General features: G+C 72.4%; 24 protein-coding genes. 4 read left to right on the top strand and 20 right to left on the bottom strand.

Annotation, left to right across the window (positions count from 1 at the left end):
- Positions 1-119 precede the first annotated feature (119 nt).
- The 7 genes from era to HCJ94_RS22995 form a co-directional block, all read right to left on the bottom strand.
- On the bottom strand, positions 120-1,022 hold the full coding sequence (gene era, locus HCJ94_RS23025) for a GTPase Era (RefSeq protein ID WP_168003123.1): 903 nt from the start codon (positions 1,020-1,022) through the stop codon (positions 120-122).
- Positions 1,019-1,396, bottom strand: a complete 378-nt coding sequence (locus tag HCJ94_RS23020; protein ID WP_168003122.1) for a cytidine deaminase-like protein — start codon at positions 1,394-1,396, stop codon at positions 1,019-1,021. The genes era and HCJ94_RS23020 overlap by 4 nt, the downstream gene beginning before the upstream one ends.
- A complete protein-coding gene (locus HCJ94_RS23015) occupies positions 1,389-2,798 on the bottom strand; it encodes a hemolysin family protein (protein ID WP_205801765.1) in 1,410 nt (469 codons plus the stop codon). Before HCJ94_RS23015 ends, HCJ94_RS23020 begins: the two co-directional genes overlap by 8 nt.
- The gene (gene ybeY / locus HCJ94_RS23010) at positions 2,774-3,247 is read right to left on the bottom strand and encodes an rRNA maturation RNase YbeY (protein WP_168003121.1); all 474 of its coding nucleotides are present in this window, start codon (positions 3,245-3,247) and stop codon (positions 2,774-2,776) included. Before ybeY ends, HCJ94_RS23015 begins: the two co-directional genes overlap by 25 nt.
- An 18-nt stretch (positions 3,248-3,265) precedes the next feature.
- The gene (locus HCJ94_RS23005; RefSeq protein ID WP_240944439.1) at positions 3,266-4,258 is read right to left on the bottom strand and encodes a PhoH family protein; all 993 of its coding nucleotides are present in this window, start codon (positions 4,256-4,258) and stop codon (positions 3,266-3,268) included.
- Between the two features lie 311 nt (positions 4,259-4,569).
- Positions 4,570-5,913: a serine hydrolase domain-containing protein gene (locus HCJ94_RS23000; protein WP_168003141.1), complete on the bottom strand. Its 1,344-nt coding sequence runs from the start codon at positions 5,911-5,913 to the stop codon at positions 4,570-4,572.
- Positions 5,914-5,936: 23 nt separating this feature from the next.
- A complete protein-coding gene (locus HCJ94_RS22995) occupies positions 5,937-6,299 on the bottom strand; it encodes a histidine triad nucleotide-binding protein (protein WP_168003119.1) in 363 nt (120 codons plus the stop codon).
- A gap of 135 nt (positions 6,300-6,434) precedes the next feature.
- On the opposite strand from HCJ94_RS22995, the gene HCJ94_RS22990 reads away from it, so the two are divergent.
- Positions 6,435-7,196 (top strand): SDR family NAD(P)-dependent oxidoreductase, encoded by a 762-nt coding sequence (locus tag HCJ94_RS22990; protein ID WP_168003118.1) that lies wholly within the window; start codon positions 6,435-6,437, stop codon positions 7,194-7,196.
- 26 nt (positions 7,197-7,222) lie between these two features.
- On the opposite strand, the gene HCJ94_RS22985 is transcribed toward HCJ94_RS22990, so the two are convergent.
- From HCJ94_RS22985 to hrcA, 3 genes are all read right to left on the bottom strand, one after another.
- Entirely contained in the window at positions 7,223-7,957 is a 735-nt protein-coding gene (locus HCJ94_RS22985; protein ID WP_168003117.1) for a 16S rRNA (uracil(1498)-N(3))-methyltransferase, read from the bottom strand.
- A 51-nt stretch (positions 7,958-8,008) separates the two neighbouring features.
- The gene (gene dnaJ, locus HCJ94_RS22980; RefSeq protein WP_309227390.1) at positions 8,009-9,154 is read right to left on the bottom strand and encodes a molecular chaperone DnaJ; all 1,146 of its coding nucleotides are present in this window, start codon (positions 9,152-9,154) and stop codon (positions 8,009-8,011) included.
- Positions 9,155-9,223: 69 nt separating this feature from the next.
- Positions 9,224-10,246, bottom strand: coding sequence for a heat-inducible transcriptional repressor HrcA (gene hrcA / locus HCJ94_RS22975; RefSeq protein ID WP_168003115.1), 1,023 nt, complete (start codon positions 10,244-10,246; stop codon positions 9,224-9,226).
- A 224-nt stretch (positions 10,247-10,470) separates the two neighbouring features.
- Here hrcA and HCJ94_RS22970 point away from each other — a divergent pair, with 224 nt between their 5' ends.
- Positions 10,471-11,097, top strand: coding sequence for a DUF4870 domain-containing protein (locus HCJ94_RS22970; RefSeq protein ID WP_168003114.1), 627 nt, complete (start codon positions 10,471-10,473; stop codon positions 11,095-11,097).
- A gap of 83 nt (positions 11,098-11,180) precedes the next feature.
- Here the strand turns inward: HCJ94_RS22970 and hemW are convergent, their stop codons facing one another.
- Positions 11,181-12,404 carry a radical SAM family heme chaperone HemW gene (gene hemW / locus HCJ94_RS22965; protein WP_205801741.1) on the bottom strand — a complete coding sequence of 408 codons (1,224 nt, stop codon included), beginning with the start codon at positions 12,402-12,404 and terminating at the stop codon, positions 11,181-11,183.
- Positions 12,405-12,423: 19 nt separating this feature from the next.
- On the opposite strand from hemW, the gene HCJ94_RS22960 reads away from it, so the two are divergent.
- The gene (locus HCJ94_RS22960; protein ID WP_168003112.1) at positions 12,424-13,206 is read left to right on the top strand and encodes an enoyl-CoA hydratase-related protein; all 783 of its coding nucleotides are present in this window, start codon (positions 12,424-12,426) and stop codon (positions 13,204-13,206) included.
- 175 nt (positions 13,207-13,381) lie between these two features.
- Complete coding sequence (locus tag HCJ94_RS22955; protein ID WP_168003111.1) at positions 13,382-14,245, top strand: hypothetical protein; 864 nt, start codon at positions 13,382-13,384, stop codon at positions 14,243-14,245.
- A 24-nt stretch (positions 14,246-14,269) separates the two neighbouring features.
- On the opposite strand, the gene HCJ94_RS22950 is transcribed toward HCJ94_RS22955, so the two are convergent.
- From HCJ94_RS22950 to HCJ94_RS22910, 9 genes are all read right to left on the bottom strand, one after another.
- A complete protein-coding gene (locus HCJ94_RS22950) occupies positions 14,270-14,911 on the bottom strand; it encodes an MOSC domain-containing protein (protein WP_168003110.1) in 642 nt (213 codons plus the stop codon).
- A 115-nt stretch (positions 14,912-15,026) separates the two neighbouring features.
- Positions 15,027-15,857, bottom strand: a complete 831-nt coding sequence (locus tag HCJ94_RS22945; protein WP_168003109.1) for a carbohydrate ABC transporter permease — start codon at positions 15,855-15,857, stop codon at positions 15,027-15,029.
- Positions 15,854-16,840, bottom strand: coding sequence for a carbohydrate ABC transporter permease (locus tag HCJ94_RS22940; RefSeq protein ID WP_168003108.1), 987 nt, complete (start codon positions 16,838-16,840; stop codon positions 15,854-15,856). Before HCJ94_RS22940 ends, HCJ94_RS22945 begins: the two co-directional genes overlap by 4 nt.
- Positions 16,837-18,123, bottom strand: coding sequence for a sugar ABC transporter substrate-binding protein (locus tag HCJ94_RS22935; RefSeq protein WP_168003107.1), 1,287 nt, complete (start codon positions 18,121-18,123; stop codon positions 16,837-16,839). Before HCJ94_RS22935 ends, HCJ94_RS22940 begins: the two co-directional genes overlap by 4 nt.
- Before the next feature lie 216 nt (positions 18,124-18,339).
- Complete coding sequence (locus tag HCJ94_RS22930; protein WP_168003106.1) at positions 18,340-18,624, bottom strand: GlsB/YeaQ/YmgE family stress response membrane protein; 285 nt, start codon at positions 18,622-18,624, stop codon at positions 18,340-18,342.
- 203 nt (positions 18,625-18,827) lie between these two features.
- Entirely contained in the window at positions 18,828-19,115 is a 288-nt protein-coding gene (locus HCJ94_RS22925; protein WP_168003105.1) for a GlsB/YeaQ/YmgE family stress response membrane protein, read from the bottom strand.
- Positions 19,116-19,481: 366 nt separating this feature from the next.
- On the bottom strand, positions 19,482-21,359 hold the full coding sequence (gene lepA / locus HCJ94_RS22920; RefSeq protein WP_168003104.1) for a translation elongation factor 4: 1,878 nt from the start codon (positions 21,357-21,359) through the stop codon (positions 19,482-19,484).
- Between the two features lie 232 nt (positions 21,360-21,591).
- A complete protein-coding gene (locus HCJ94_RS22915) occupies positions 21,592-22,128 on the bottom strand; it encodes a DUF4240 domain-containing protein (protein WP_168003103.1) in 537 nt (178 codons plus the stop codon).
- On the bottom strand, positions 22,125-22,289 hold the full coding sequence (locus HCJ94_RS22910; RefSeq protein WP_168003102.1) for a hypothetical protein: 165 nt from the start codon (positions 22,287-22,289) through the stop codon (positions 22,125-22,127). The genes HCJ94_RS22915 and HCJ94_RS22910 overlap by 4 nt, the downstream gene beginning before the upstream one ends.
- Positions 22,290-22,414 lie beyond the last annotated feature (125 nt).

The raw sequence follows: 22,414 nt of genomic DNA, 5'->3' as shown, positions 1-22,414 counted from the left end.
GACAATCCCCATCGTCCTGGCTGATAACGATCAGGGAAACCGGTCACAGCGGAACTCCGACAGCGGGTCGCGAGCGCGCGGCCGGCACCGGGTCCGGGCCGCCCCGGCCCGGCCCCCGGTCAGAAGCCGAGCTTGCGCAGCTGCTTCGGGTCGCGCTGCCAGTCCTTGGCGACCCGGACGTGGAGGTCGAGGTAGACCCGCGTGCCGAGCAGTTCCTCGATCTGCCGCCGGGCCCGGGTGCCCACGTCCTTGAGCCGGCTCGCCCGATGGCCGATCACGATCGCCTTCTGGCTCGGCCGCTCGACGTAGACGTCGGCGTAGATCTTCATGACCTGCCCCTCGGGGACCATCTCCTCCACCACCACGGCGATGGAGTGGGGCAGCTCGTCGCGGACGCCCTCCAGCGCCGCCTCCCGGATCAGCTCGGCGACCAGCACCTGCTCCGGGTCGTCGGTGAGCATGTCGTCCGGGTAGAGCTGCGGCGACTCCGGCAGGTAGCGGGTCATCACGTCGACCAGCGTGTCGACCTGGTGCCCGGAGACCGCGCTCACCGGCACCACCTCGGCGAACTCGCCCAGCTCGCTCACCGCGAGCAACTGCTCGGCCAGCCGCTTGCGGTCCACCAGGTCGGTCTTGGTGACCACGGCGAGGACGGTGGCCTTCAGCTCGGCCAGCTCCCCGGAGATGAACCGGTCACCCCGGCCGATCGGCTCGTCCGCCGGGATGCAGAGGCCGATCACGTCGACCTCGCTCCAGGTCTGCCGGACCAGGTCGTTGAGGCGTTCGCCGAGCAGCGTACGGGGGCGGTGCAGGCCCGGGGTGTCCACGAGGACGAGCTGCGAGTCGGGCCGGTGCAGCACCGCCCGGATGACGTGCCGGGTGGTCTGCGGCTTGTTCGACGTGATGGCGATCTTCTGCCCGACGATCGCGTTGGTCAGCGTCGACTTGCCGGCGTTCGGCCGCCCCACGAAACAGGCGAACCCGGCCCGGTACGGCCGCCGCTCCAGCTCCTCGGGAGTCACTCGACCACCGTGCCGAGGACGCTGCCGTCGGGGGCCGCCACGTGGATCGGCGCGTCGGCGGCGAGGTCGCGGACGGCGGCGTGACCGGCGCCGTCGAGCGTCGACGCCTCGGTCACCACGACCGCCGCCTCCAGCCGGGTGGCACCGGCCGCGGCCGCCGAGGCGACGGCGAGCTGGAGCGCGGTGAGCGCCAGCGACGGAAGGGAGACGCTGGCCGCGGCGTACGTGCGGCCGTCCTGGTCCCGGACGGCGGCGCCCTCGACGGCACCGACCCGGCCCCGCGCGCCCCGCGCCAGGACGACCAGCTTGGCGTCCTCGGCGCTCAGCTCCACCGGAGTGGACGACGCGGTGGGTGCGGCGGGTGACTCAGGCATCGGCGGGTTGCCTCTCCTCGGCTCGGTCGGTACGGGTCTCGGCCGGCTCGCCCCGGCCCCGGTCGTCCTGCTGGTCGGTCGGCTCCGCGCGGCGCACCAGCACCGTGTCGATCCGGTTGCGCCGGCCGGTGGTGCCCTCGGCGAGCAGCCGCAGGCCGGCCACCTCGACCTGGGCGCCGGGGATCGGCACCCGGCCCAGGGACTGGGCGAGCAGGCCGCCCACGGTCTCCACCTCGTCGGTGGGCAGGTCGGTGTCGAACAGCTCGCCGAGATCCTCCACGGGGAGCCGTGCGGTGACCCGCACCGCGCCGTCGTCGAGGTGCTCGACCGGCGGGCGCTCGACATCGTACTCGTCGGTGATCTCGCCGACGATCTCCTCCAGGATGTCCTCGATGGTGACCAGGCCGCCGGTGCCGCCGTACTCGTCGACGACGATGACGAGGTGGTTGCGGGCGGCCTGCATCTCGGAGAGCAGGTCGTCGACGGGCTTGGACTCCGGCACGAAGGTGGCCGGGCGCATCAGCTCGGCGACCGGAAGCTGCCGGTCCTCCGGGACGCCGCCCTGCGTACGCCGGATCAGGTCCTTGAGGTAGAGCACACCGAGCACGTCGTCGACGCTCTCGCCGATGACCGGGATGCGGGAGAAGCCGGAGCGCAGGAACAGCACGAGGGCCTGGGCGAGGGTCTTGTGCTTCTCGATCCACACCATCTCGGTGCGCGGCACCATCACCTCGCGGGCGATCGTGTCACCGAGCGCGAAGACCGAGTGGATCATCTGCCGCTCGCCGTGCTCCACCACGCCCCGCTGCTCGGCGAGGTCGACCAGCTCGCGCAGCTCCACCTGGGTGGCGAACGGGCCCTCCCGGAAGCCGCGCCCCGGCGTGACCGCGTTGCCGATGAGGATGAGCAGCGAGGCGAGCGGGTTGAGCGCCCGGCCCAGCCAGCGCACCAGCGGCGCGACGGCGCGGCCCACCGCGTACGCGTGCTGGCGGCCGATGGTGCGCGGCGCGACGCCGACCACCACGAAGCTGACCACGGTCATCGCCCCGGCGGTGATCAGTGCGGCCCGCCAGCCGGCGCCGAACGTGTCCACCGCGACGAGCGCGACCAGGGTGGTCGCGCCCAGCTCGGCGAGCAGCCGCAGAAGCAGGAGCAGGTTGAGGTGGCGGACCACGTCACCGGCGAGGGCCTGGAGGGCGCGGGCGCCCCGCGCGCCGTCCCGGGTCAGCTCGGCCGCGCGCGCCGGGGAGACGGCGGCGAGCGCCGCCTCGGTCATCGCGATCAGGCCGGCGAGGACGACCAGCCCGGCCGCGAAGAAGATCAGTTGCAGGTCGGGAAGGCCGCTCGCGCCGGCCGTCGCTGCCGCAAGGGAGGACATCACTGGGCCCGGGTCGCCCGCCAGCTGGCCAGCAGTCGGGCCTGGAGCTCGAACATCTCCCGCTCCTCCTCCGGCTCGGCGTGGTCGTAGCCGAGCAGGTGCAGCACGCCGTGCACGGTGAGCAGGTGCAGCTCGTCGGCGGCGGAGTGCCCGGCGGCGGCCGCCTGCTTGGCCGCCACCTCGGGGCAGAGCACGATGTCGCCGAGCAGCGCCGGCTCGGCGCCGGCGGCGGCGTTCTCCCCCGGCCCGTGGTCGACGCTGCCCTCGTCCATGGGGAAGGCGAGCACGTCCGTGGGGCCGTCGCCGCCCATCCACCGGTGGTTCAGCTCGGACATGTAGTCGATGTCGACGAGCAGCACGGACAGCTCGGCGAGCGGGTTGACCCCCATCTCGTCGAGGGCGTGCCGGGCGACGGCGAGCACGGCGTCGGTGTCGACGTCGACACCGGACTCGTTGGCGATCTCGATGGACAACTGTCTTCCTTCAGGTCGTTAGCGGCGGCGACCGGCCCGGCCACCGCCCTGGGCGGTCCGCCCGGGCACGGCGTGCACGCTCTGCGCCTGCTGGTTCTCGCGCTCGGCGTCCCAGCGGGCGTACGCGTCGACGATCTCCCCGACGAGCCGGTGCCGGACCACGTCCGAGCTGGAGAGCTGGGCGAAGTGCACGTCCTCCACGTTGCTGAGGATCTCCCGGACGACCCGCAGGCCGCTGGTCGTCCCGCCGGGAAGGTCCACCTGGGTGACGTCACCCGTCACGACGATCTTGGAGCTGAAGCCGAGCCGGGTGAGGAACATCTTCATCTGCTCGGGCGTGGTGTTCTGCGCCTCGTCCAGGATGATGAACGCGTCGTTGAGCGTACGACCACGCATGTACGCCAGCGGCGCCACCTCGATCGTGCCCGCCGCCATCAGCTTCGGGATCGAGTCCGGGTCGAGCATGTCGTGCAGCGCGTCGTACAGCGGCCGCAGGTAGGGGTCGATCTTCTCGTTCAGGGTGCCGGGCAGGAAGCCCAGCCGCTCGCCCGCCTCGACCGCCGGCCGGGTGAGGATGATGCGGTTGACCTGCTTGGCCTGGAGCGCCTGGACCGCCTTCGCCATGGCGAGGTAGGTCTTGCCGGTGCCGGCCGGGCCGATGCCGAAGACGATGGTGTGCGCGTCGATCGCGTCGACGTAGCGCTTCTGCCCGAGGGTCTTGGGGCGGATGGTGCGGCCGCGCCGGGAGAGGATGTTGAGCGTCAGGACCTCGACGGGCCGCTCGGCGCTGCCCTGCTCGAGCATGCCGACGGTACGCCGGACGGCGTCAGTGGTCAGGGTCTCGCCTTTCTCGATGAGTTCGAGCAGTTCGCCGAAGAGCCGCTCGGCGAGGGCGTTGTCCGCGGGAGCACCGGTGATCGTGATCTCGTTACCCCGGACGTGCACGTCGCTGTTGACCGAACGCTCGACCAGTCGCAAGATCTCGTCACCCGCGCCGAGGAGATTGACCATGATCTTCGAATCCGGAACGGTGATCCTGGTCTGCGCCCGGGGCGGGCCGGGAGGTGGGGTGCTGGTCATAGGTCGGGCCGAGGGGCCCTGAGCCACCTGCTCTCGATCTCGGCGCCGGGCCGGTGCCACGGCGTGCTGGCGTTGCTCCCATCGTATCCGTTCAACACCGCCACCACCTCGCCCATTTCCCGGGGGAGACAACCCGGACCCGCTCCCGCGATCTTGCACTTCCGGCCCTCGGTATGCCCTTTTCGCGGGGTATGTCGGGGCAGAAATTGCAAGATCGGCGGAGAAGGGGCGGAACGGCCCCGTCAGCTCGTGCGGAAGTCGTAGCGGTCGAAGGTTTCCTGGGTACGGGTGAAGCGGTACGTCGCCCAGTGCATGCGGATCACCCTTCCGGTCTCGTCGCGGGTTAGGCGGAGCAGCTCGCCCACCTCACGGCCGGAGACCGTCCGGTAGACGTCCGGCCGGTCCGGCAGCGGGGCGAAGACGGCCGGCGGCTTGCCCGGCGGGTCGTCCGCGCCCCGGGCGCGCAGGGCGCCGTCGTGCCAGCTGAACACGTACTCGAAACCCTCTCCCCACCAGCGACCCAGCAGGCCGCGGATCTCCGGCGGGGCCGGCGGTCCGGGCCGCCAGGGGGTCACCTCGGCCGGGTCGTGCTCCGCCGCGGCGGCGAGCAGCCGGTGCGGCAGGTCGAACAGTTCGCCGGCGGTGCCGGCGGACCCGAGCACCGCGGCGCCCATCGCGCCGGCGGTCCCGTCGCCGCCCCGGCGGCCGTAGACGGCGGCCAGGAACCCCGGCATGGCCCCGTCGTGGCCGACATGCATGATCCGCTTGCCCTGCGGCACCAGGATCAGCCCCAGGCCGAACCCACCACCCCAGAGCGTCTCGTCGGTGACCGTGACCGGCCAGCGCATCTCCTCCAGCGTGGCCGGCGAGAGCACCCGGCCGGCCGCGTCGAGCGCCGCCGGGTCGGCGAGGAAGGCCGCCCAGCGGGCCATGTCGCCCGCGGTGCTCCACAGCTGCGCGGCCGGACCGACCGCGCCGAAGTCGGTGGCTGGCTCCGGATGCGCCTCGTCGGAGTACGCGTCGACGAGGAAGCCCGTGGCGGCCCGCCGACCGGGCTCCACTGTGGTGGCGGTCAGCCCCAGCGGAGTCAGCACCCGCTCGGCGAGCACCTCCGCCCAGGTGCCGCCGCGCAGCGTGCCGACCAGGTGGCCGAGCAGCGCCATACCCAGGTTGGAGTAGTGGTAGCGACGCCCCGGGGGCAGCACCCGCTCCGCCTTCGCCAGGTCGGCCAGGAGCTGGTCGGTGTCCGGCGCGCGCAGGGTGTCCCACACGTCGCCGTACGGCTCGCGCTGCAGGCCGGCGGTGTGCGACAGCAGCCGCCGGACGGTCAGCTCGCCGTGCGCCGGCAGGTCCAGGTGCCGGCTCAGCGGGTCGTCCAGATCGAGCAGGCCGTCGTCGCGGCACTGCATCGTCAGGACGGCGGTGAAGGTCTTGGTCACCGAGCCGATCCGGAACCGGGTCTCCGGGTCCAGCGCGGTGTCGTTCCCGGTACCGCCGACCGCGCACGTCCACAGCGGACGGTCGGCGCGATGCAGGGCCGCCGAGACCGCCGGGATCCGGGCCTGCGCCTGGACCTGCCGCACCATGCGGTCCAGGCGGTCCGCCGGTGTCACGCGAGGTTCCGGGCCAGCATCGGCCCGAGCGGGGCGCCGCCGAGCAGGTGCGCGTGCACGTGGAAGACCTCCTGGCCGCCGTACGCCCCGGTGTTGAACATCAGCCGGAAGCCGTCACCGAGCAGCCCCTCGTCCTCGGCCACCGCGGCGGCCGCGGCGAGCACCTCACCGGCGAGCCCCGGGTCATCCTGGGCGAGGGTGGCCACGTCCGCGTAGTGCTCCTTGGGGATCACCAGCACGTGCACCGGCGCCTTCGGGCCGATGTCACGGAAGGCGAGCGTGGTGGGCGTCTCCCGGACGACGGTGGCCGGGATCTCCCCGGCGACGATGCGGCAGAACAGGCAGTCAGGTGTGCTCACCGGGGCAGTCTAAGGAAGGGCTCCCGCCTGACGCCTCCGGTAACGGACGAACACCCGGGGCGCACCCGTCCCCACCGCCCGGTCCGGCGGGGTCCCCCGTCAACAGCCACCCGGCGTTGCGGCAGGATGGCCGGCGTGACTTCACGGGCGGTGCTGGTGACGGGAGCCTCGCGGGGCATCGGGCGGGCGGTGGCGCGGGCGTTCGCGGCCGGTGGGGACCGGGTGGCGATCCACCACCGGGACTCGGCGGAGGCGGCCGAGCGGCTCCGCGCCGACCTGCCCGGCGAGGGTCACGTGGTGGTCCGTGCGGACCTCACCGACCCGCAGGCGGTCGGTGCGATGGTGGACGAGGCCGCGACGCGCCTCGGGGGCCTGGACGTCCTGGTCAACAACGCCGGAGTGTACGGCGAGCGGGATGCGCCCCACCCCGTCTTCGGCACCTCCTACGAGGAGTGGCGGGAGCGCTGGCGGCAGGTGCTCGAGACGAACCTGACCGGCGCCGCCAACGTCACCTGGTGCGCGGCGCAGCACATGCGCGAGCGGGGCGGGCGGATCGTCAACGTCTCCTCGCGGGGCGCCTTCCGAGGCGAGCCGGAGCAGCCGGCGTACGGGGCGAGCAAGGCGGGGCTGAACGCGCTGGGCCAGTCCCTCGCCGTCGCCCTCGCGCCGTACGGCATCACGGTCGCCACCGTCGCGCCGGGCTTCGTCGAGACCGACATGACCACGGAACACCTGGACGGCGAGCGGGGCGCGGCGATCCGCGCCCAGTCCCCGTTCAACCGGGTGGCCCGGCCGGAGGAGATCGCCGCGGCGGTGCACTGGCTGGCGAGCCCGGAGGCGGAGTGGGCCTCCGGCACCATCGTCGACCTCAACGGCGCCTCGTATCTGCGCAGCTGATCGACGACGGCCATGCGACCGCCCGCCTACCAGCGGTCGAGGCGGGCGGACAGCACCGACAGCGCCGCCACACCGGCGGTCGAGGTACGCAGCACCGACGGGCCGAGGCGTACCGGACGGGCGCCGGCCTCGGTGAAGGCGTCCAGCTCGCGGTCGGCGATACCCCCTTCCGGGCCGACGACCAGCACGATCTCGCCAGTGTCGGGCAGCTTGACCCTGGTCAGCCGCTGTTCGGCCTCCTCGTGCAGCACGAAGGCCGCCGCCGCGCCGGCGATCCGGCGGGCGACCCGGGCCGTGGACTCGTCCGGCGCACCGGCCACCACCGGCAGCCAGGTCCGCCGGGCCTGCTTGGCCGCCTCCCGGGCGGTCGTCACCCACTTCTCCCGGGCCCGTACCCCCCGGTCGCCGCGCCAGAGGGCGATCGAGCGTTCGGCCGCCCAGGGCACGATCTCGTCCACGCCGGCCTCGGTCATCGCCTGCACGGCGAGTTCGCCCCGGTCCCCCTTGGCGATGCCCTGCACCACCACGAGGCGCGGGACGGGTGCGTCCACGTAACCCCGTGCGGTGATCTCGAGATCGAGCGTGTCCTTGCCGACGGTGATGACGACCGCGGCGGCCGTGCCGCCCCGACCGTCCGCGAGCAGCAGTCGCTCGCCCGGCCGAAGCCGCTGCACGGTGGCGGCGTGGCGTCCCTCGGGGCCGTCGAGGACCATCCTGTCGGCGGTGGGCAGGGACTCGACGAGGAAGAGCGGTGCGGACACGATGATCAGGCTAACGGCCGCCGGCAGGTGCCGGGGCCGTCAGCCCGATCGTCAGGCGTGGCCGTTGAAGGCGTCGCGCATCCGGGAGAAGAAACCGCCCTGCTTGGTCAGTTCGGCGACCTCCTCGCCCCGGGTCCGGGCGAAGTCGCGCAGCATCTTCTCCTGCTCGGCGTCGAGCTTGGTCGGGGTCCGCACGTCGAGGTGGACGTAGAGGTCACCGCGACCGGTGCCGCGCAGGTGCGGTACGCCGCGGGCGCGCAGCCGCAGCGTGCTGCCCGGCTGGGTGCCCGGCTTGACGTCCACCGGCTCCTCGCTGTCGAGCGTCTTGATGGTCAGCCGGGTGCCGAGGGCGGCCGCGGTCATCGGGACGGTCACCCGGCAGTGCAGGTCGTCGCCCTTGCGGGAGAAGACGTCGTGCGGCCGCTCGTGGATCTCCACGTAGAGGTCGCCGGCCGTGCCGCCACCGGGGCCCACCTCGCCCTGCTGGGCCAGCCGGATCCGCATGCCGTCCTCGACGCCGGCCGGGATCTTGACGGTGAGCGAGCGGCGGGTGCGCACCCGGCCGTCACCGGCGCAGGTCGGGCAGGGGTGCGGGATCGTGGTGCCGTAGCCCTGGCAGACGGTGCAGGGCCGGGCCGAGACCACCTGGCCGAGGAAGGTGCGCTGCACCGACTGCACCTCACCGCGGCCGCCGCACGCCTCGCAGGTGGCCAGGTGGGTGCCGGCGGCGGTGCCCGCGCCGGCGCAGGTGGAGCAGAGCACGGCGGTGTCGACCGTGATCGGGGCCTCGACGCCGAACGCCGTCTCGTGCAGGTCCAGCTCGAGGCGCAGGATCGCGTCGGCGCCGGGCCGGGTCCGTGGGCGCGGCCCGCGGGCGCCGCCGGCGGCGCCTCCGAAGAACGCGTCCATGATGTCCTGGAAACCGACGAACGGGCCCGCGCCGCCGGGGCCGCCCGGACCGCCGGCACCTCCGCCACCGGGCGCGAGCGGGTCACCGCCGAGGTCGACGATCTGCCGTTTCCGGTCGTCGGAGAGGACCTCGTACGCGGCGTTGATGTCCTTGAACTTCTCCTGCGCCTCCGGGTCCGGATTGACGTCCGGGTGGTACTGACGCGCCAGCTTGCGGTACGCCCGCTTGATCTCGTCGTCGGAGGCGTCCCGGCTCACGCCGAGGATGCCGTAGTAGTCCCTGGCCACTGCGTTCCGTGTCCTCATGTTCGTCTCGCCTTGCGCCGGCCGCCGGCCGGATCGGCCGGACGGTACTGCCTAGTTCTGAGCCAGCAGGTCGCCCACGTAGCGTGCCACGGCCCTCACCGTGGCGATGGTGCCGGGGTAGTCCATCCGGGTCGGCCCCAACACGCCGAGGCCGCCGACGATGGTGGCCCCCGGGCCGTAGCCGGTGCTCACCACCGAGGTCGAGCGGAGGTTGTCGATCTCGTTCTCGTCGCCGATGCGGACCCGCATCGCGCTCGGCTCGACCTCCCCGATGAGCTTGAGGAGCACGACCTCCTCCTCCAGCGCTTCCAGGATGGGGCGCAGCGACCCCTGGAAGTCGAGCAGCCCGCCCCGGGTGAGGTTGGCGGTGCCGGCCAGCGCGATGCGCTCCTCGTGCCGCTCGACCAGGGTCTCCAGCAGCACGGTGGAGAGCGTGGTCATGGCCGGGCGCAGCTCGGCCGTGGCCTCGTCGACCAGCGCCTGCACCAGCGGCGGCGTCTCGGACAGCCGGGTGCCGACCAGCTTCTCGTTGACCAGCCGGCGCAGGTCGGTGACGTCGTCGGCGGGGATCGGCCCGGGCAGCTCGACGAGGCGCTGCTCGACGCGCCCGGTGTCGGCGATCATGACGAGCATCAGCCGGGTCGTGGAGATGGGCACCAGCTCCAGGTGGCGCACCGAGGAGCGGGCCAGGCTCGGGTACTGCACGACGGCGACCTGCCGGGTCAGCTGCGCCAGCAGCCGTACCGTGCGGTGCACCACGTCGTCCAGGTCGACCGCGCCGAACAGGAAGCGCTCGATGGCCCGGCGCTCGGCCGGGCTGAGCGGCTTGACCCGGGACAGCCGGTCCACGAAGAGCCGGTAGCCGCGGTCGGTGGGCACCCGGCCGGCGCTGGTGTGCGGCTGCCGGATGTAGCCCTCCTCCTCGAGGACCGCCATGTCGTTGCGGACGGTCGCCGGGGAGACTCCCAGCTGGTGGCGCTCGACCAGCGCCTTGCTGCCGACGGGCTCCTGCGTGGCGACGTAGTCCTCGACGATCGCGCGCAGTACCGCGAGCTTGCGGTCGTCGAGACCCATCCTGCCCACCTCCTGTCGCGCGTCGGTCGCCGACTGCCCGGCGACGCCCTGGCACTCGACTGTAGCGAGTGCCAGTCTACGTCGGCGCGCCCGCCGCCGCGATGATCAACGACGGGCGGACGACGCGTCCCGGCCAGCGGCGGATCCGCCAGGGCCGATCATCCGGACATCCGGGACGGTCTTGCTCTGGCGCCCCGTTGTGGGCTCCCCCTACCGTGATCCTCATGACTGAACCACCTCGCCCTCCTGGCGCGGGAGAGCCGGACCCGACGGTCCCCGGCTCCGACGAGCCGACCACGCCACTGTCCGGCGCACCGGGCCCGGGCGGCTATCCCCCGCCCGGTGGCTATCCCCCGCCCACCGGTGACGTTCCGCCATCAGGCGGCTACCCCCCGCCTGGCGGTTATCCCCCGCCCGGCTACCCACCACCCGGCGGCTACCCGCCACCCGGCCCCGGCTACCCGACCGGCGGCGGCTACGGCGCTCCCGCCGGCTACCCGACCAACGACGACAAGACCTGGGCCCTCGTCACGCACTTCGGCGGGGCGGCCGGTGTGGTCCTCGGCAGCGGGTTCCTGGGCTGGCTGGCCCCACTGATCGCGCTCACCGCACGCGGTCAACAGTCGCCGGTCGTGCGGGCGCACGCCGTCGCGGCCCTGAACTTCCAGCTCACCTGGCTGGCGGCGCTCATCGCCAGCGTCGTGCTGACCGTCGTCACCTGCGGCCTGCTCTTCTTCGTGCCGTTCATCGTCGGGCTGGTGCCGCTGATCTTCGGCATCATCGGCGGCGTCAAGGCCAGCGAGGGCACCATCTACCGCTACCCGATGACGTACGCGTTCGTGAAGCGCTGATCCCGGCCGGCCGCTCCCCCGGCCGGTCGGCACCGCTCACGAACCCGACGCGGCTGGCGGCCCGCCGCCGGCCAGCCTCACCGTCAGGGGAGCAGGTCGCGCACGACGGCGTCGGCCAACAGCCGGCCGCGCAGGGTGAGCACGGCCCGGCCGGCGGCGTAGTCGGCGTCGGCCAGCAGGCCGGCCGCCCGCGCGCGCTCGGCGCCGGCGCGGCCGGCCGGGTCCAGCACGTCCAGCGGCAGGCCGGAGGCGAGCCGCAGGCGCAGCATGACGTCCTCCATGTGCGTCTCGTCGGCGGTCAGCACCTCCCGGGCCAGGCCGGGTGACTCCCCCGCGGCGAGGCGCTTCGCGTACGCCGTGGGGTGCTTCACGTTCCACCAGCGCACGCCGCCGACGTGGCTGTGCGCCCCCGGCCCGAGGCCCCACCAGTCCCCGCCGGTCCAGTAGAGCAGGTTGTGCCGGCACCGGGCGGCCGGCGTCCGGGCCCAGTTGGACACCTCGTACCAGGAGAAACCGGCCGCGTCGAGGGCGGCCTCCGCGGCCAGGTAGCGGTCCGCGGCGACGTCGTCGGAGGGGTACGCCAGCTCGCCGCGCCGCATCCGGGCGGCGAGCCGCGTGCCCTCCTCCACGATCAGGGCGTACGCGCTGACGTGGTCCACGCCGGCGGCGACCACCTGGTCGAGCGTGGCGGCGAAGTCCTCCGCGCTCTCCCCCGGCGTGCCGTAGATCAGGTCCAGGTTGACGTGGTCGAATCCGGCGTCGCGGGCCTCCCGCGCGGCGGCGACGGCCCGGCCGGCGCTGTGCCGCCGGTCCAGAATCGCCAGCACCCCGGGCGACGCGGACTGCATGCCCAGCGAGATCCGCGTGTAGCCGGCCGCCCGCAGGGCCGCCAGCGACTCCGGCGTGACCGATTCCGGGTTGGCCTCGGTGGTGACCTCGGCGTCGGCCGCCAGCCCGAACGTGCGGTCGATGCCGTCGAGGATCCGGGCCAGGTCGTCGGCGGGGAGCAGGGTCGGGGTGCCGCCACCGACGAAGACCGTGTCGACCCGGGGCGGCGGGTTGTCGCGCAGCACCCGGGCCGCGAGGGCCAGCTCGGCCAGCACGGTGTCCGCGTACTCCTCGCGGCTGGCGCCGCCGCCCAGCTCGGCGGCGGTGTACGTGTTGAAGTCGCAGTAGCCGCAGCGGCTGGCGCAGAAGGGGACGTGCACGTACACGCCGAAGCCGCGGGCGCCGACCGAGGTCAGGGCGGTGGCGGGCAGCGAACCGTCGGCGGGGACGGTCTCACCTTCTGGAAGGACGCCGGGCATGGCCACTAGTGTGCCCGGCATGACCTCTCCGGACGCGCTCGTGCGGGTCGCCACGGCCCGCGGGGTGACCACCCTCACCCTGGACAGCCCGCACAACCGCAACGCGCTCTCCACACCGCTGATGACCCAGCTGCTGGACGGCCTCGCCGCGGCGGTCGCCGACGATGCCGTCCGTGTCGTCGTGCTGGACCACACCGGGCCGGTGTTCTGCTCCGGCGCCGACCTGAAGGAGACCGCGGCCGCGTACGCCAGCGGGACGGTGCCGGCGGGGATGCTGGGTGACGCGCTCGCGGCGGTCTGGGAGTGCCCGAAGCCGGTGGTGGCGCGGGTCGCCGGGCCGGCGCGGGCCGGCGGCCTGGGGTTGCTCGCGGCGGCCGACCTGGCGGTCTGCGCGCAGGAGGCGACCTTCGCGTTCACCGAGGTCCGGATCGGGGTGATCCCGGCGGTGATCTCCGCGACCGTGCTGCCCCGGCTGCACCCGCGCGCGGCGGCCGAGCTGTACCTGACCGGGGACACGTTCGACGGGCGGCGGGCCGCCGAGGTCGGCCTGGTGACGGCCGCCGTGCCGGCGGCGGAGCTGGACGACACGGTGGCCCGGTACTGCGACTCGCTGGTCCGGGGGGCGCCGGGCGCCCTGGCCGGGGCCAAGGGCCTGCTGCGCCGCCCGGCCGCCACGGATCTGCGCACCGAGATCGCCGACCTGGCCGCGCTGTCGACCGGCTACTTCCTGTCCGACGAGGGGCGGGAGGGCGTGCTGGCGTTCCGGGAGAAGCGGCCGGCGAGCTGGGTGCCGGGCGAGTAGCTGGTTTCCGCGCGGGGTGACGCGGGAAGGCCCCGTCCGCCTGCCGTCCGGCTGACCTGCGGTTTCCGCGCCCGCCGCGGCGGCACGGCCACGCTCGGCGGAGCCGTCTGGAACCGGTCGGACGACCCGCGGGGCGCGACGGGGGACGTACGCTCGTCGAACTGTCAGACAGGGGGTGCAGGTGCGAACTCGGGCCGCCGTCGCTGGTGGTGTCGTCGTCGTTCTCGTCGCCGTGGTCGGGTTGTTCGTCGTCCTCCGGCAGTTCGGCGACGGGCTCACGTTGCCGCTCGCCGCCCGGACGTGCACGGTGCAGGCCGACGGCGAGGTGGCCTTGGACGCGGACCAGATGGCCAACGCGGCGACGATCGCGGCCATCGGCATCCAGCGCGGAATGCCCGAGCGGGCCGTCGTGGTGGCGCTCGCCACCGCGTACCAGGAGTCGGGCCTGCGCAACCTCGCCGGCGGCGACCGCGACTCGGTGGGCCTGTTCCAGCAGCGGCCGAGCCAGGGCTGGGGCACGCCGACGCAGGTCCGCGACCCGCGGTACGCCGCCAACAAGTTCTACGCGGCCCTGGCCAAGGTGCGCGGCTGGGAGCGGATGCGGGTCACCGACGCGGCACAGAAGGTGCAGCGGTCGGCGTTCCCCGAGGCGTACCAGAGGTGGGCCGACGAGTCGGAGGTGCTGACCCGCGCGCTGCTCGCGCACGCGACCGGCGCGGTCGCCTGCACGGTCGGCGACAGTCCGCTGCGGCGGGGCGCGGCGGCGACCGCCGCCCTGACCCAGGGTTTGGCGCTCGATTGGGGCCTCGCCACGACGGCCGCCGCGGTAAGCCTGACCGGCCTCACGGTGACGCCCGACGACGAGCGCGGCGGCTGGCGGTACGCGCACTGGCTGGTGTCGCACGCCGAGGACAACGGCGTGCGGCTGGTCCGCTTCGGCGACCGGCAGTGGACCGCCGAGAAGGGCACCTGGGAGCGGGTGACGGGCGCGAAACCGGCCGACGCCCGCGTGGTGGCGGAGGTCTTCGCCGCGACGTGAGCCGGCGGCGGCGCGGGCCGCGCCTCAGCCGGCGGCGGTGACCCGGCGGCGGGCCTTCTCCCGGATCCACGACGGCAAGTCCTCCGCGTCGAGCAGCCGGGGCAGCAGCTCCGGCTCCAGGTTCAACGCCCGGAACACCTCGCCGATCGTCACCCCGTGCGCGGGCCGGTCCACCACCTGGACCGGGTCGCCGGCGCCGATCTCACCCTCGTGCAGCACCCGCAGGTACGCACCCGGGAGGGCCCGCACGGTGAACCGCTTGATCAGATCCGGCACGTCCCAGAACCCGGCGAACGTGGTGCAGGGCGTACGGGGCATCGTCACCTGGAGCACCACCGACCCGATCGACCACCGCTCGCCGATCACCGCGCCGGTCACGTCGACCGCGTGGGTGGTCAGGTTCTCGCCGAAGGCGCCGGGACCGATCCGGCGGTCCAGCTCGGCCGCCCACCAGGCGGCGTCCTCCTCGGCGTACGCGTACACCGCCTTGTCCGGGCCGCCGTGGTGGGCGCGCTCCCCGATGAAGTCGCCGGCGAGCCCCTCGGCGCCCACGCGCACCGGGCCGGGCGCGGGCCGCTTGTCGATGCCGCTCCGACCGCTCGCGTCGCCCGCCCACTCCGCCTCGGTCACGATGCCGAGGTTCACCGATGCCACCCTGCCCGTCATGGCGGCCAGCCTAGTCGCCCCCGCCCGGCCCGTCGATCTTGCACTTTCGGCCGCCATTCGTCGCCTTCGTGGCTTCTGTCGGGGCGGAAACTCCACGATCGCGGGGGCCTGCCGGTCAGCCCTTGACGGCGCCGGCGACCAGGCCGGAGACCATCCGGCGCTGCACCAGCAGGAAGAAGACGATCACCGGCAGCGTGAAGATCGTCGAGGCGGCCATCACCGGGCCCCACGCCGTGTCGTCCCGGCCGAAGAAGAACGTCATCGCCACCGGCAGCGTGTAGCGGTCCTGGTCGTTGATGAACGTCAACGCGAAGATCAGCTCGTTCCAGGCGGTGATGAACGAGAAGATGCTGGTGGCCACCAGGCCGGGCGCGACCAGCGGGAAGAGGATCCGCCGGAAGGTCTGTGCCCGGCTGGCCCCGTCGATCGCCGCGGCCTCCTCCAGTTCCTTCGGGACCGCGGCGACGAAACCACGCAGCATCCAGACCGCGAACGGCAGCGAGAAACCGAGGTACGTGAGGATGAGGCTGGGCAGCGTGTTGTAGAGCCCGAGCCGCTGGATCATCAGGAACAGCGGGATGACCAGGGCCTCCAACGGGATCATCTGCACCACCAGCAGCATGATCAGGAAGCTGGTCCGGAGGGTGAAGCGGAACCGGGCGACCGCCGTCGCCGCGAGCAGGGCAACCAGGCCGCTGAGCAGCACGGTCGCCCCGGCCACCAGGGCGCTGTTGAGGAAGAAGTCGGCGAAGGTCACGCCCGGGATCAGGTTGCCGGTGAGGATCTGCCGGTAGTGCTCCAGCGTGGGCTCGCCGGGGAGCGGCCGGGGCGTGCTAGAGAAGATCTCCGAACTCGGCTTCAGGGACGTGACGATCATCCAGTAGACCGGGAACGCCGCGAAGAGCGCCACCAGCAGACCGGCGCCGTTGAGGGCGAGCCGCTTCACGCGTCCTCCTCCTGCTTGAGCACCATGCGGACGTAGACGCCGGTCACCACCAGCAGGATCAGGGTCAGGATCACGGCGATCGCCGCGCCGAGCCCGTACTTGGGCGGCGGCGAGAAGGCCTCGGCGTACGAGTAGACCGAGAGCATGAAGGTGGACCGGTCCTGGGTGCCCCCGGCGAGGACGTAGTACTGGGTGAAGACCTTGAAGTCCCAGATGGTGGAGAGCACGACCAGGATCCCGAACACCGGCCGCAGCAGCGGGAAGGTGATCTGCCAGAACACCTTCCACGGGCCGGCCCCGTCGACCCGGGCCGCCTCGTGCAGTTCGCTCGGCACGCTCTTCAGCCCCGCGAGGACGCTGACCGCGATGAACGGGAAGGAGTGCCAGACCACCACGAGGGTGAGGATCGCGAAGAAGAGCAGGGGCGAGTTGAACCACCCGTAGCCGGTCCACTCACTGCGTCCGAACAGCGCCTGCGACAGGCCGTCGGGCAGCGCGTTGAACAGCCACGTGACGAGCCCGCTGGTGTCGTCGAAGATCCATTTCCAGACGATCGTGCCGGTCAGCGCCGGAGTGGCCCAGGCGAGCATCACGCAGCTCGCCACGAACGCGACCATCCGCTTGCCGAGCCGGTTGAGCAGCAGGCCGACCAGGGTGCCGAGGACCATCGTGAGGGCCACGTTGGCGGCGGCGAAGAGGACGGTGTTGCGCAGCACCGTCCAGAAGAACGGATCACCGAGGATGTCGGTGTAGTTCCCCAGGCCCACCCACGGCCACTCGCGGTCGCCGCGCAGCTGCCGCACGTTGTTCAGGCGGAAGAAGGACATCGCCACCACCTGGCCGAGCGGCCAGAGCAGCAGCACCGCGATGATCACCAGGCAGGGCAGGAGCAGCAGGTACGGGAGGCGGTCCACCCGTCGACGCCGCCGCGCGGGGGTCTCCCGCGCGGCGGACGTCTCCGGCGCCTCGGTCAGCGTGGTCACTTGGCGTTGAGGATGCTTTCCATCTCCGCGGCCGCGTCGGCGGTGGCCTTCTCGACCGTCTTCTGACCCTTCATGACCGAGCTGTTCATCGCCTGGGTCACCGTCTTGGTCCGGCTGACCTCGACCCACTTCGGGGACAGCGGCGTGAGCTTGGTGTTCTTCATGGCGGTGGCGAACGCCGCCATCATCTTGTCGTTGCTGTACTTCTCGGCGCCGACCAGATCCTGGTAGACGGGGAAGAAGCCCAGGCTCTCGGCGAACGCCTGGTCGTTCTTCTTGTTCAGCAGCACCGTCAGGTAGTCCCACGCGAGGTTCTGACGCTCGCTGTCCTTCCAGATGGCGATGTCGGAGCCACCGGCGAAGGCGGGCGCGGGCTGGCCGTCCGGGCCGGGGATCGGGAACGTGCCCCAGACCTTCTCGATCTCCGGGTTGTCCTTCTTGATGGCGCCCTGCTGCCAGCTACCGCCGAACGCCATCGCCGCCTTGCCGGTGGCGAACTGGGTCCGGGCGTCGATCTCGTTCCAGCCCGCGGCGGCCGACGGGGCGACCTTGTGCACGGTCACCAGGTCGGTCCAGAACTTGACGGCCTTCTGGGCCTCCGGGGTGTTCAGGCCGGACTTCCAGGTGTCGCCCTCCTTGGTGGCGACCTCCGCGCCGGCGCCCCAGAGGAACGAGTAGAAGGGCAGCTCTGAGTTACCGGGCACGGCGATGCCGTAGGTGCCGGGCTTCTTCGCCTGCACGGCCTTGGCGGCGGCGACCAGGTCGTCCCAGGTCTTCGGCGGCTGGACACCGGCCTCGGCGAACCAGTCGGTGCGGTAGTAGATGCCGCGCACGCCGGCGTACCACGGCACGCCGTACTGCTTGCCGTCCAGCTGCGCGTTCTTGACCAGGTCGGGGAGGATGTCCTTGCCCTCGGCCCAGCCGCCGAACTTGTCGGTCACGTCAGCGAGCGCCTCCTGGGCCGCCCAACCCTGGGTCTCGGTGTTGCCCAGCTCGGTGACGTCCGGCCCCTCACCACCGGCGAGGGCGGCCTGGAACTTCTTCGGCGCCTCGAGCCAGGGAACGTACTGGACCACCACGTCGGTGTCCGGGTGCTTCTGCCGGAACTCGGCCTCGACGCCGTCCAGGAACTTCGTCTGCGCGTCGCTGCCCTCGCCCATCATCCAGACGGTCAGCTTGCTGTTGTCAGCCGCCTCGTCGTCGGAGCCACCGCAGCCGGTCAGCACCATCGCGGCCGAGGCCACGACGGCGGTGACCGGGGCCAGCCGCTTCCACCTGTTCACGCCTATTCTCCCTCGCGCCACTTGGCACTAACCTTCTCCGCCGCACCTTAGTACGTAAAAATCCTTTACGACAGTGGGCGACCGGTGCGAAGCGTGGCGACCGTACCGCAGGGGGCCCGCCTTCGGGCGGACGGGACCGGGGCGAAAGTGGCGGTACCAGGACGAACGGGCGCCCGACCGGGAGGTCGGGCGCCCGTTGTTCAGGCTGTGCGAGTTTTACCGGTGGGTGATGCCGCGGCGCCGACCGGCGCCGGCCACCAGGGCCACCGCGACGGCGGCCAGCACGACCTGCAGCAGCAGCTCACGCCAGTCGAGGCCGGCGGTGTCGGCGAAGCCGGAGGCGCGGGCGATGATCGTGCCGAGCAGCGCGGCGCCGACACCGATGAGCATGTGCAGCCAGATCGGCATGTTCTGCCGCCCCGGCACGACCAGGCGGCCCAGCGCGCCGACGATCAGACCGACGATCAGCGCGGTGATGATGCCCCAGACGGTCAGCTCCACGGTCGTTCTCCTAACGGGAAGAGTGAGGTTCCGTGTCGGGTGGTGCTTGTGTGGTGACCACTCAGTTCCCGACCCGCCGAAGCCCCAAACCGACTTTGCGGGACAGCCCGACCCGGCAAGCCCCAGACCGGGCACCGGATCGAACCCGCACACACGACGGGCGCCCGACCTGCCGGTCGGGCGCCCGAGGCGAGATTCAGTTGTCAGTAGCGGCTGACACTGCGACGTCGCCCCACCCCGGCCACCAGGGCCACGGCGATGGCGGCCAGCACAACCTGGACCAGCAGCTCGCCCCAGTCGATGCCGGCGGTCTCGGTGGCGATGCCCATGGCCCGCGCCAGCACGGTGCCGAGCAGCGCCGCGCCGACACCGATCAGCATGTGCAGCCACATCGGCATGTTCTGCCGCCCCGGCACGACCAGGCGGCCCAGCGCGCCGACGATCAGACCGACGACGAGCGCGGTGATGATGCCCCAAACGGTGAGCTCCACGGTCGCCCTCCTTCACGAATTGTGTCCACCGTGTTGTGGTGTTCCTGTCGTGCCCCCTCAATGCCCGACGGGTCGGAAACCCAAACCGACTCACGGCGCGACCATTTCTTCGTCCGTCGATGGCGCCCCTGCGTCGATTCCGGCCTGGGCGACATCGGCGCAGGTCGGGGCCGGTCCGGACGGCGGTCGCCGGGCCGCGGCCGGGAGGGGAAGTTCTTCGGGCGGAGACACGTCCGCCGGTCGGGACGGCCGCGGCGAGCACCGGACACGGCGGCGCCCCGGCCGGGCGGGAGGCGGTCACGCCTCCCTGCCGACCGGGGCACCGGTATCGCGTACGTCGTCGAGCCGGCCGACCGCCGGCGGCGGTCACTTCTTGCCGGGTGCCTTGCCGTCGCCGGAGTCGGAGGAGAGCGCGGCGATGAAGGCCTCCTGGGGAACCTCCACCCGGCCCACCATCTTCATCCGCTTCTTGCCCTCCTTCTGCTTCTCCAGCAGCTTGCGCTTCCGGCTGATGTCACCGCCGTAGCACTTCGCGAGGACGTCCTTGCGGATCGCGCGGATGGTCTCCCGGGCGATCACCCGGCTGCCGATGGCCGCCTGGATCGGCACCTCGAACTGCTGGCGCGGGATGAGGTTCCGCAGCTTCGCGGCGATGCTGGTGCCGTAGTTGTACGCCTTGTCCTTGTGCACGATCGCGCTGAACGCGTCGACCGGCTCGCCGTGCAGGAGGATGTCGACCTTCACCAGGTCCGACGACTGCTCGCCGGAGGGCTCGTAGTCCAGCGACGCGTACCCCTTGGTGCGGCTCTTGAGCTGGTCGAAGAAATCGAAGATGATCTCCGCGAGGGGCAGCGTGTAGCGCAGCTCCACCCGGTCGGCGGACAGGTAGTCCATGCCGAGCAGGTTGCCCCGGCGGCCCTGGCACAGCTCCATCACCGCACCGACGTAGTCGTTCGGCGTCAGGACGGTGGCCCGCACGGTCGGCTCGTACACCTCGGCGATCTTGCCGGTCGGGTACTCGCTGGGGTTGGTCACCACGACCTCCTGGCCGTCCTCCTGGAGGGCCCGGTAGACCACGTTCGGCGCGGTGGAGATCAGGTCGAGATTGAACTCCCGCTCCAGCCGTTCCCGGATGATCTCCAGGTGCAGCAGGCCGAGGAAGCCACAGCGGAAGCCGAAGCCCAGCGCCCCCGACGTCTCCGGCTCGTACGTCAGCGCGGCGTCGTTGAGCTTCAGCTTGTCGAGCGCGTCACGCAGGTTCGGGTAGTCGGACCCGTCGATCGGATAGAGGCCCGAGTAGACCATCGGCTTCGGGTCCTTGTAGCCGCCGAGCGGCTCGCTCGCCGGCCGGGAGTTGATGGTGACCGTGTCACCGACCCGGGACTGCCGGACGTCCTTCACACCGGTGATCAGGTAGCCCACCTCACCGACGCCGAGCGCGTCGGCCTTCACCATCTCCGGCGAGATGACACCGATCTCCAGCAGCTCGTGGGTGGCGCCGGTGGACATCATCTTGATCCGGTCCCGGGCGCTGATCCGCCCGTCGATCACCCGGACATAGGTGACCACGCCCCGGTAGACGTCGTAGACCGAGTCGAAGATCATCGCCCGGGCCGGCGCCTCGGCGTCCCCGACCGGCGGCTGGAACTGCCGCACGATCTCGTCGAGCAGGTGCGGCACACCCTCGCCGGTCTTGCCGGAGACCCGGATGCAGTCCGCCGGGTCGCCACCGATGAGGTGGGCGAGCTCCTCGGCGTACTTCTCCGGCTGCGCGGCCGGCAGGTCGATCTTGTTGAGCACCGGGATGATGTGCAGGTCGTTCTCGAGCGCCAGGTAGAGGTTGGCGAGAGTCTGCGCCTCGATGCCCTGCGCTGCGTCGACCAGCAGGATCGCACCCTCGCAGGCGGCCAGCGACCGCGACACCTCGTACGTGAAGTCGACGTGCCCCGGCGTGTCGATCATGTTGAGCACGGCGCTCTCGCCGGCCCGGGCGCCCTCCCGGATCGTCCACGGCATCCGGACGGCCTGGCTCTTGATGGTGATGCCGCGCTCGCGCTCGATGTCCATCCGGTCGAGGTACTGCGCACGCATCTGCCGGGGGTCGACCACGCCGGTGAGCTGCAGCATCCGGTCGGCCAGGGTCGACTTCCCGTGGTCGATGTGGGCGATGATGCAGAAGTTCCTGATGCGCCCGGGGTCGGTGGCACCAGGAGCGTTCACGCCGGGATCGAGCGTCGGTGGCACAGCGGTCCGTTCTGGTCGGCTGACGTTGAGCAGGCCGGCGCGTCGCCGGCCCCCTCTATGCTCCCACGTCGCCCCCGCCCGCCCGCTGCGCGGGCGAACCCCGCTCCGCCAGGCCCGCGCATCTGCCGGCAGGCAGCCGCCGGCCCCGGCTGCTGCGGCCGGCCTCACGACGGCCGGTGGCCGGCGCGCTGTGGCGGACGGCCGGCGCGCGGCGCCGGGAGGCGAACCGCCGTCACTCGCCGGGCGGCTCCACGAACAGGGCGGCGAGCTTCGGCAGCCGGCGGCGGGCCTCGTCCTCGTCGTCGAAGTCCCAGAAGTCGTTCAGGTCCGGCACCGGGACCGGATCACGGTCCGCCGGCAGGTCGGCCGCGGTCGCCTTCCGGTACGCGTCCCACGGCACCGTCAGCATCTCCTCGCAGGCGAACTCCTCCCCGGAGAGCGACGCGGCGCGCACCTGGGGCACCTCGGCCAGCGAGTCCGGATCGGCGACCGCCCGGGCGAAGACCGCTCGCCCCTGGGCCATCAGCCAGCCTCGGAAGTGGTGAAAGCCGTCGTCGGAGACGCCGCCGTTGATCAGGTACGCCGCACCCCACAGGTCAACCCGGTGCGACGCGGCCAGCACGCGGGCCTGGTGGCGCGCGTACCCGACGATCTCCTCCGGATCCCGCCGCGCGAGCAGGGCCACCGCCCGGGCGGCGACCGCGTGCGGCTCTCCCCCGCCCCCGGCGCGGGCCTGGTCGATCAGCTGCCAGAAGTCGTCGGTCCTCATGGCCTGGCAGTCTCCCAGACCGCCACGTCGCCCCCGACGGGCAGCGGGAACAGCACGGCGAGCCGCGGGTAGCGCCGCCGCAGCTCGGCCGGGTCGTCGAGATCCCACGGCTCGCCGGCCGGGTCCGGGCTGCTGCTCAGGACCCTCCCGTGCGCCGCCACCGCGTCGTCCAGCCAGGCCAGCCGGTCCTCCGGGTCGCCGGTGGCGGTCGCCGACGCCTCGACCAGCGCCCAGAAGTCATCGGTCCCAATTACCCGGGCAGTATCGCCGTGACGTACGACACTGA

Source organism: Micromonospora thermarum (assembly GCF_012034245.1).
GTDB classification, from domain to species: domain Bacteria; phylum Actinomycetota; class Actinomycetes; order Mycobacteriales; family Micromonosporaceae; genus Micromonospora; species Micromonospora thermarum.
Note: the sequence above shows the minus strand (reverse complement) of the source record. Positions and strands in the feature narration are given on the sequence as shown.

What these genes read in the sequence shown, in the direction of transcription:
- HCJ94_RS23020 (WP_168003122.1), bottom strand. Translation starts at nt 1,396, where the DNA reads ATGCCTGAGTCACCCGCCGCACCCACCGCGTCGTCCACTCCGGTGGAG.
- HCJ94_RS23005 (WP_240944439.1), bottom strand. Translation starts at nt 4,258, where the DNA reads ATGGTCAATCTCCTCGGCGCGGGTGACGAGATCTTGCGACTGGTCGAG.
- HCJ94_RS23000 (WP_168003141.1), bottom strand. Translation starts at nt 5,913, where the DNA reads ATGGTGCGGCAGGTCCAGGCGCAGGCCCGGATCCCGGCGGTCTCGGCG.
- hrcA (WP_168003115.1), bottom strand. Translation starts at nt 10,246, where the DNA reads ATGGGTCTCGACGACCGCAAGCTCGCGGTACTGCGCGCGATCGTCGAG.
- HCJ94_RS22970 (WP_168003114.1), top strand. Translation starts at nt 10,471, where the DNA reads ATGACTGAACCACCTCGCCCTCCTGGCGCGGGAGAGCCGGACCCGACG.
- hemW (WP_205801741.1), bottom strand. Translation starts at nt 12,404, where the DNA reads ATGCCCGGCGTCCTTCCAGAAGGTGAGACCGTCCCCGCCGACGGTTCG.
- HCJ94_RS22960 (WP_168003112.1), top strand. Translation starts at nt 12,424, where the DNA reads ATGACCTCTCCGGACGCGCTCGTGCGGGTCGCCACGGCCCGCGGGGTG.
- HCJ94_RS22950 (WP_168003110.1), bottom strand. Translation starts at nt 14,911, where the DNA reads ATGACGGGCAGGGTGGCATCGGTGAACCTCGGCATCGTGACCGAGGCG.
- HCJ94_RS22915 (WP_168003103.1), bottom strand. Translation starts at nt 22,128, where the DNA reads ATGAGGACCGACGACTTCTGGCAGCTGATCGACCAGGCCCGCGCCGGG.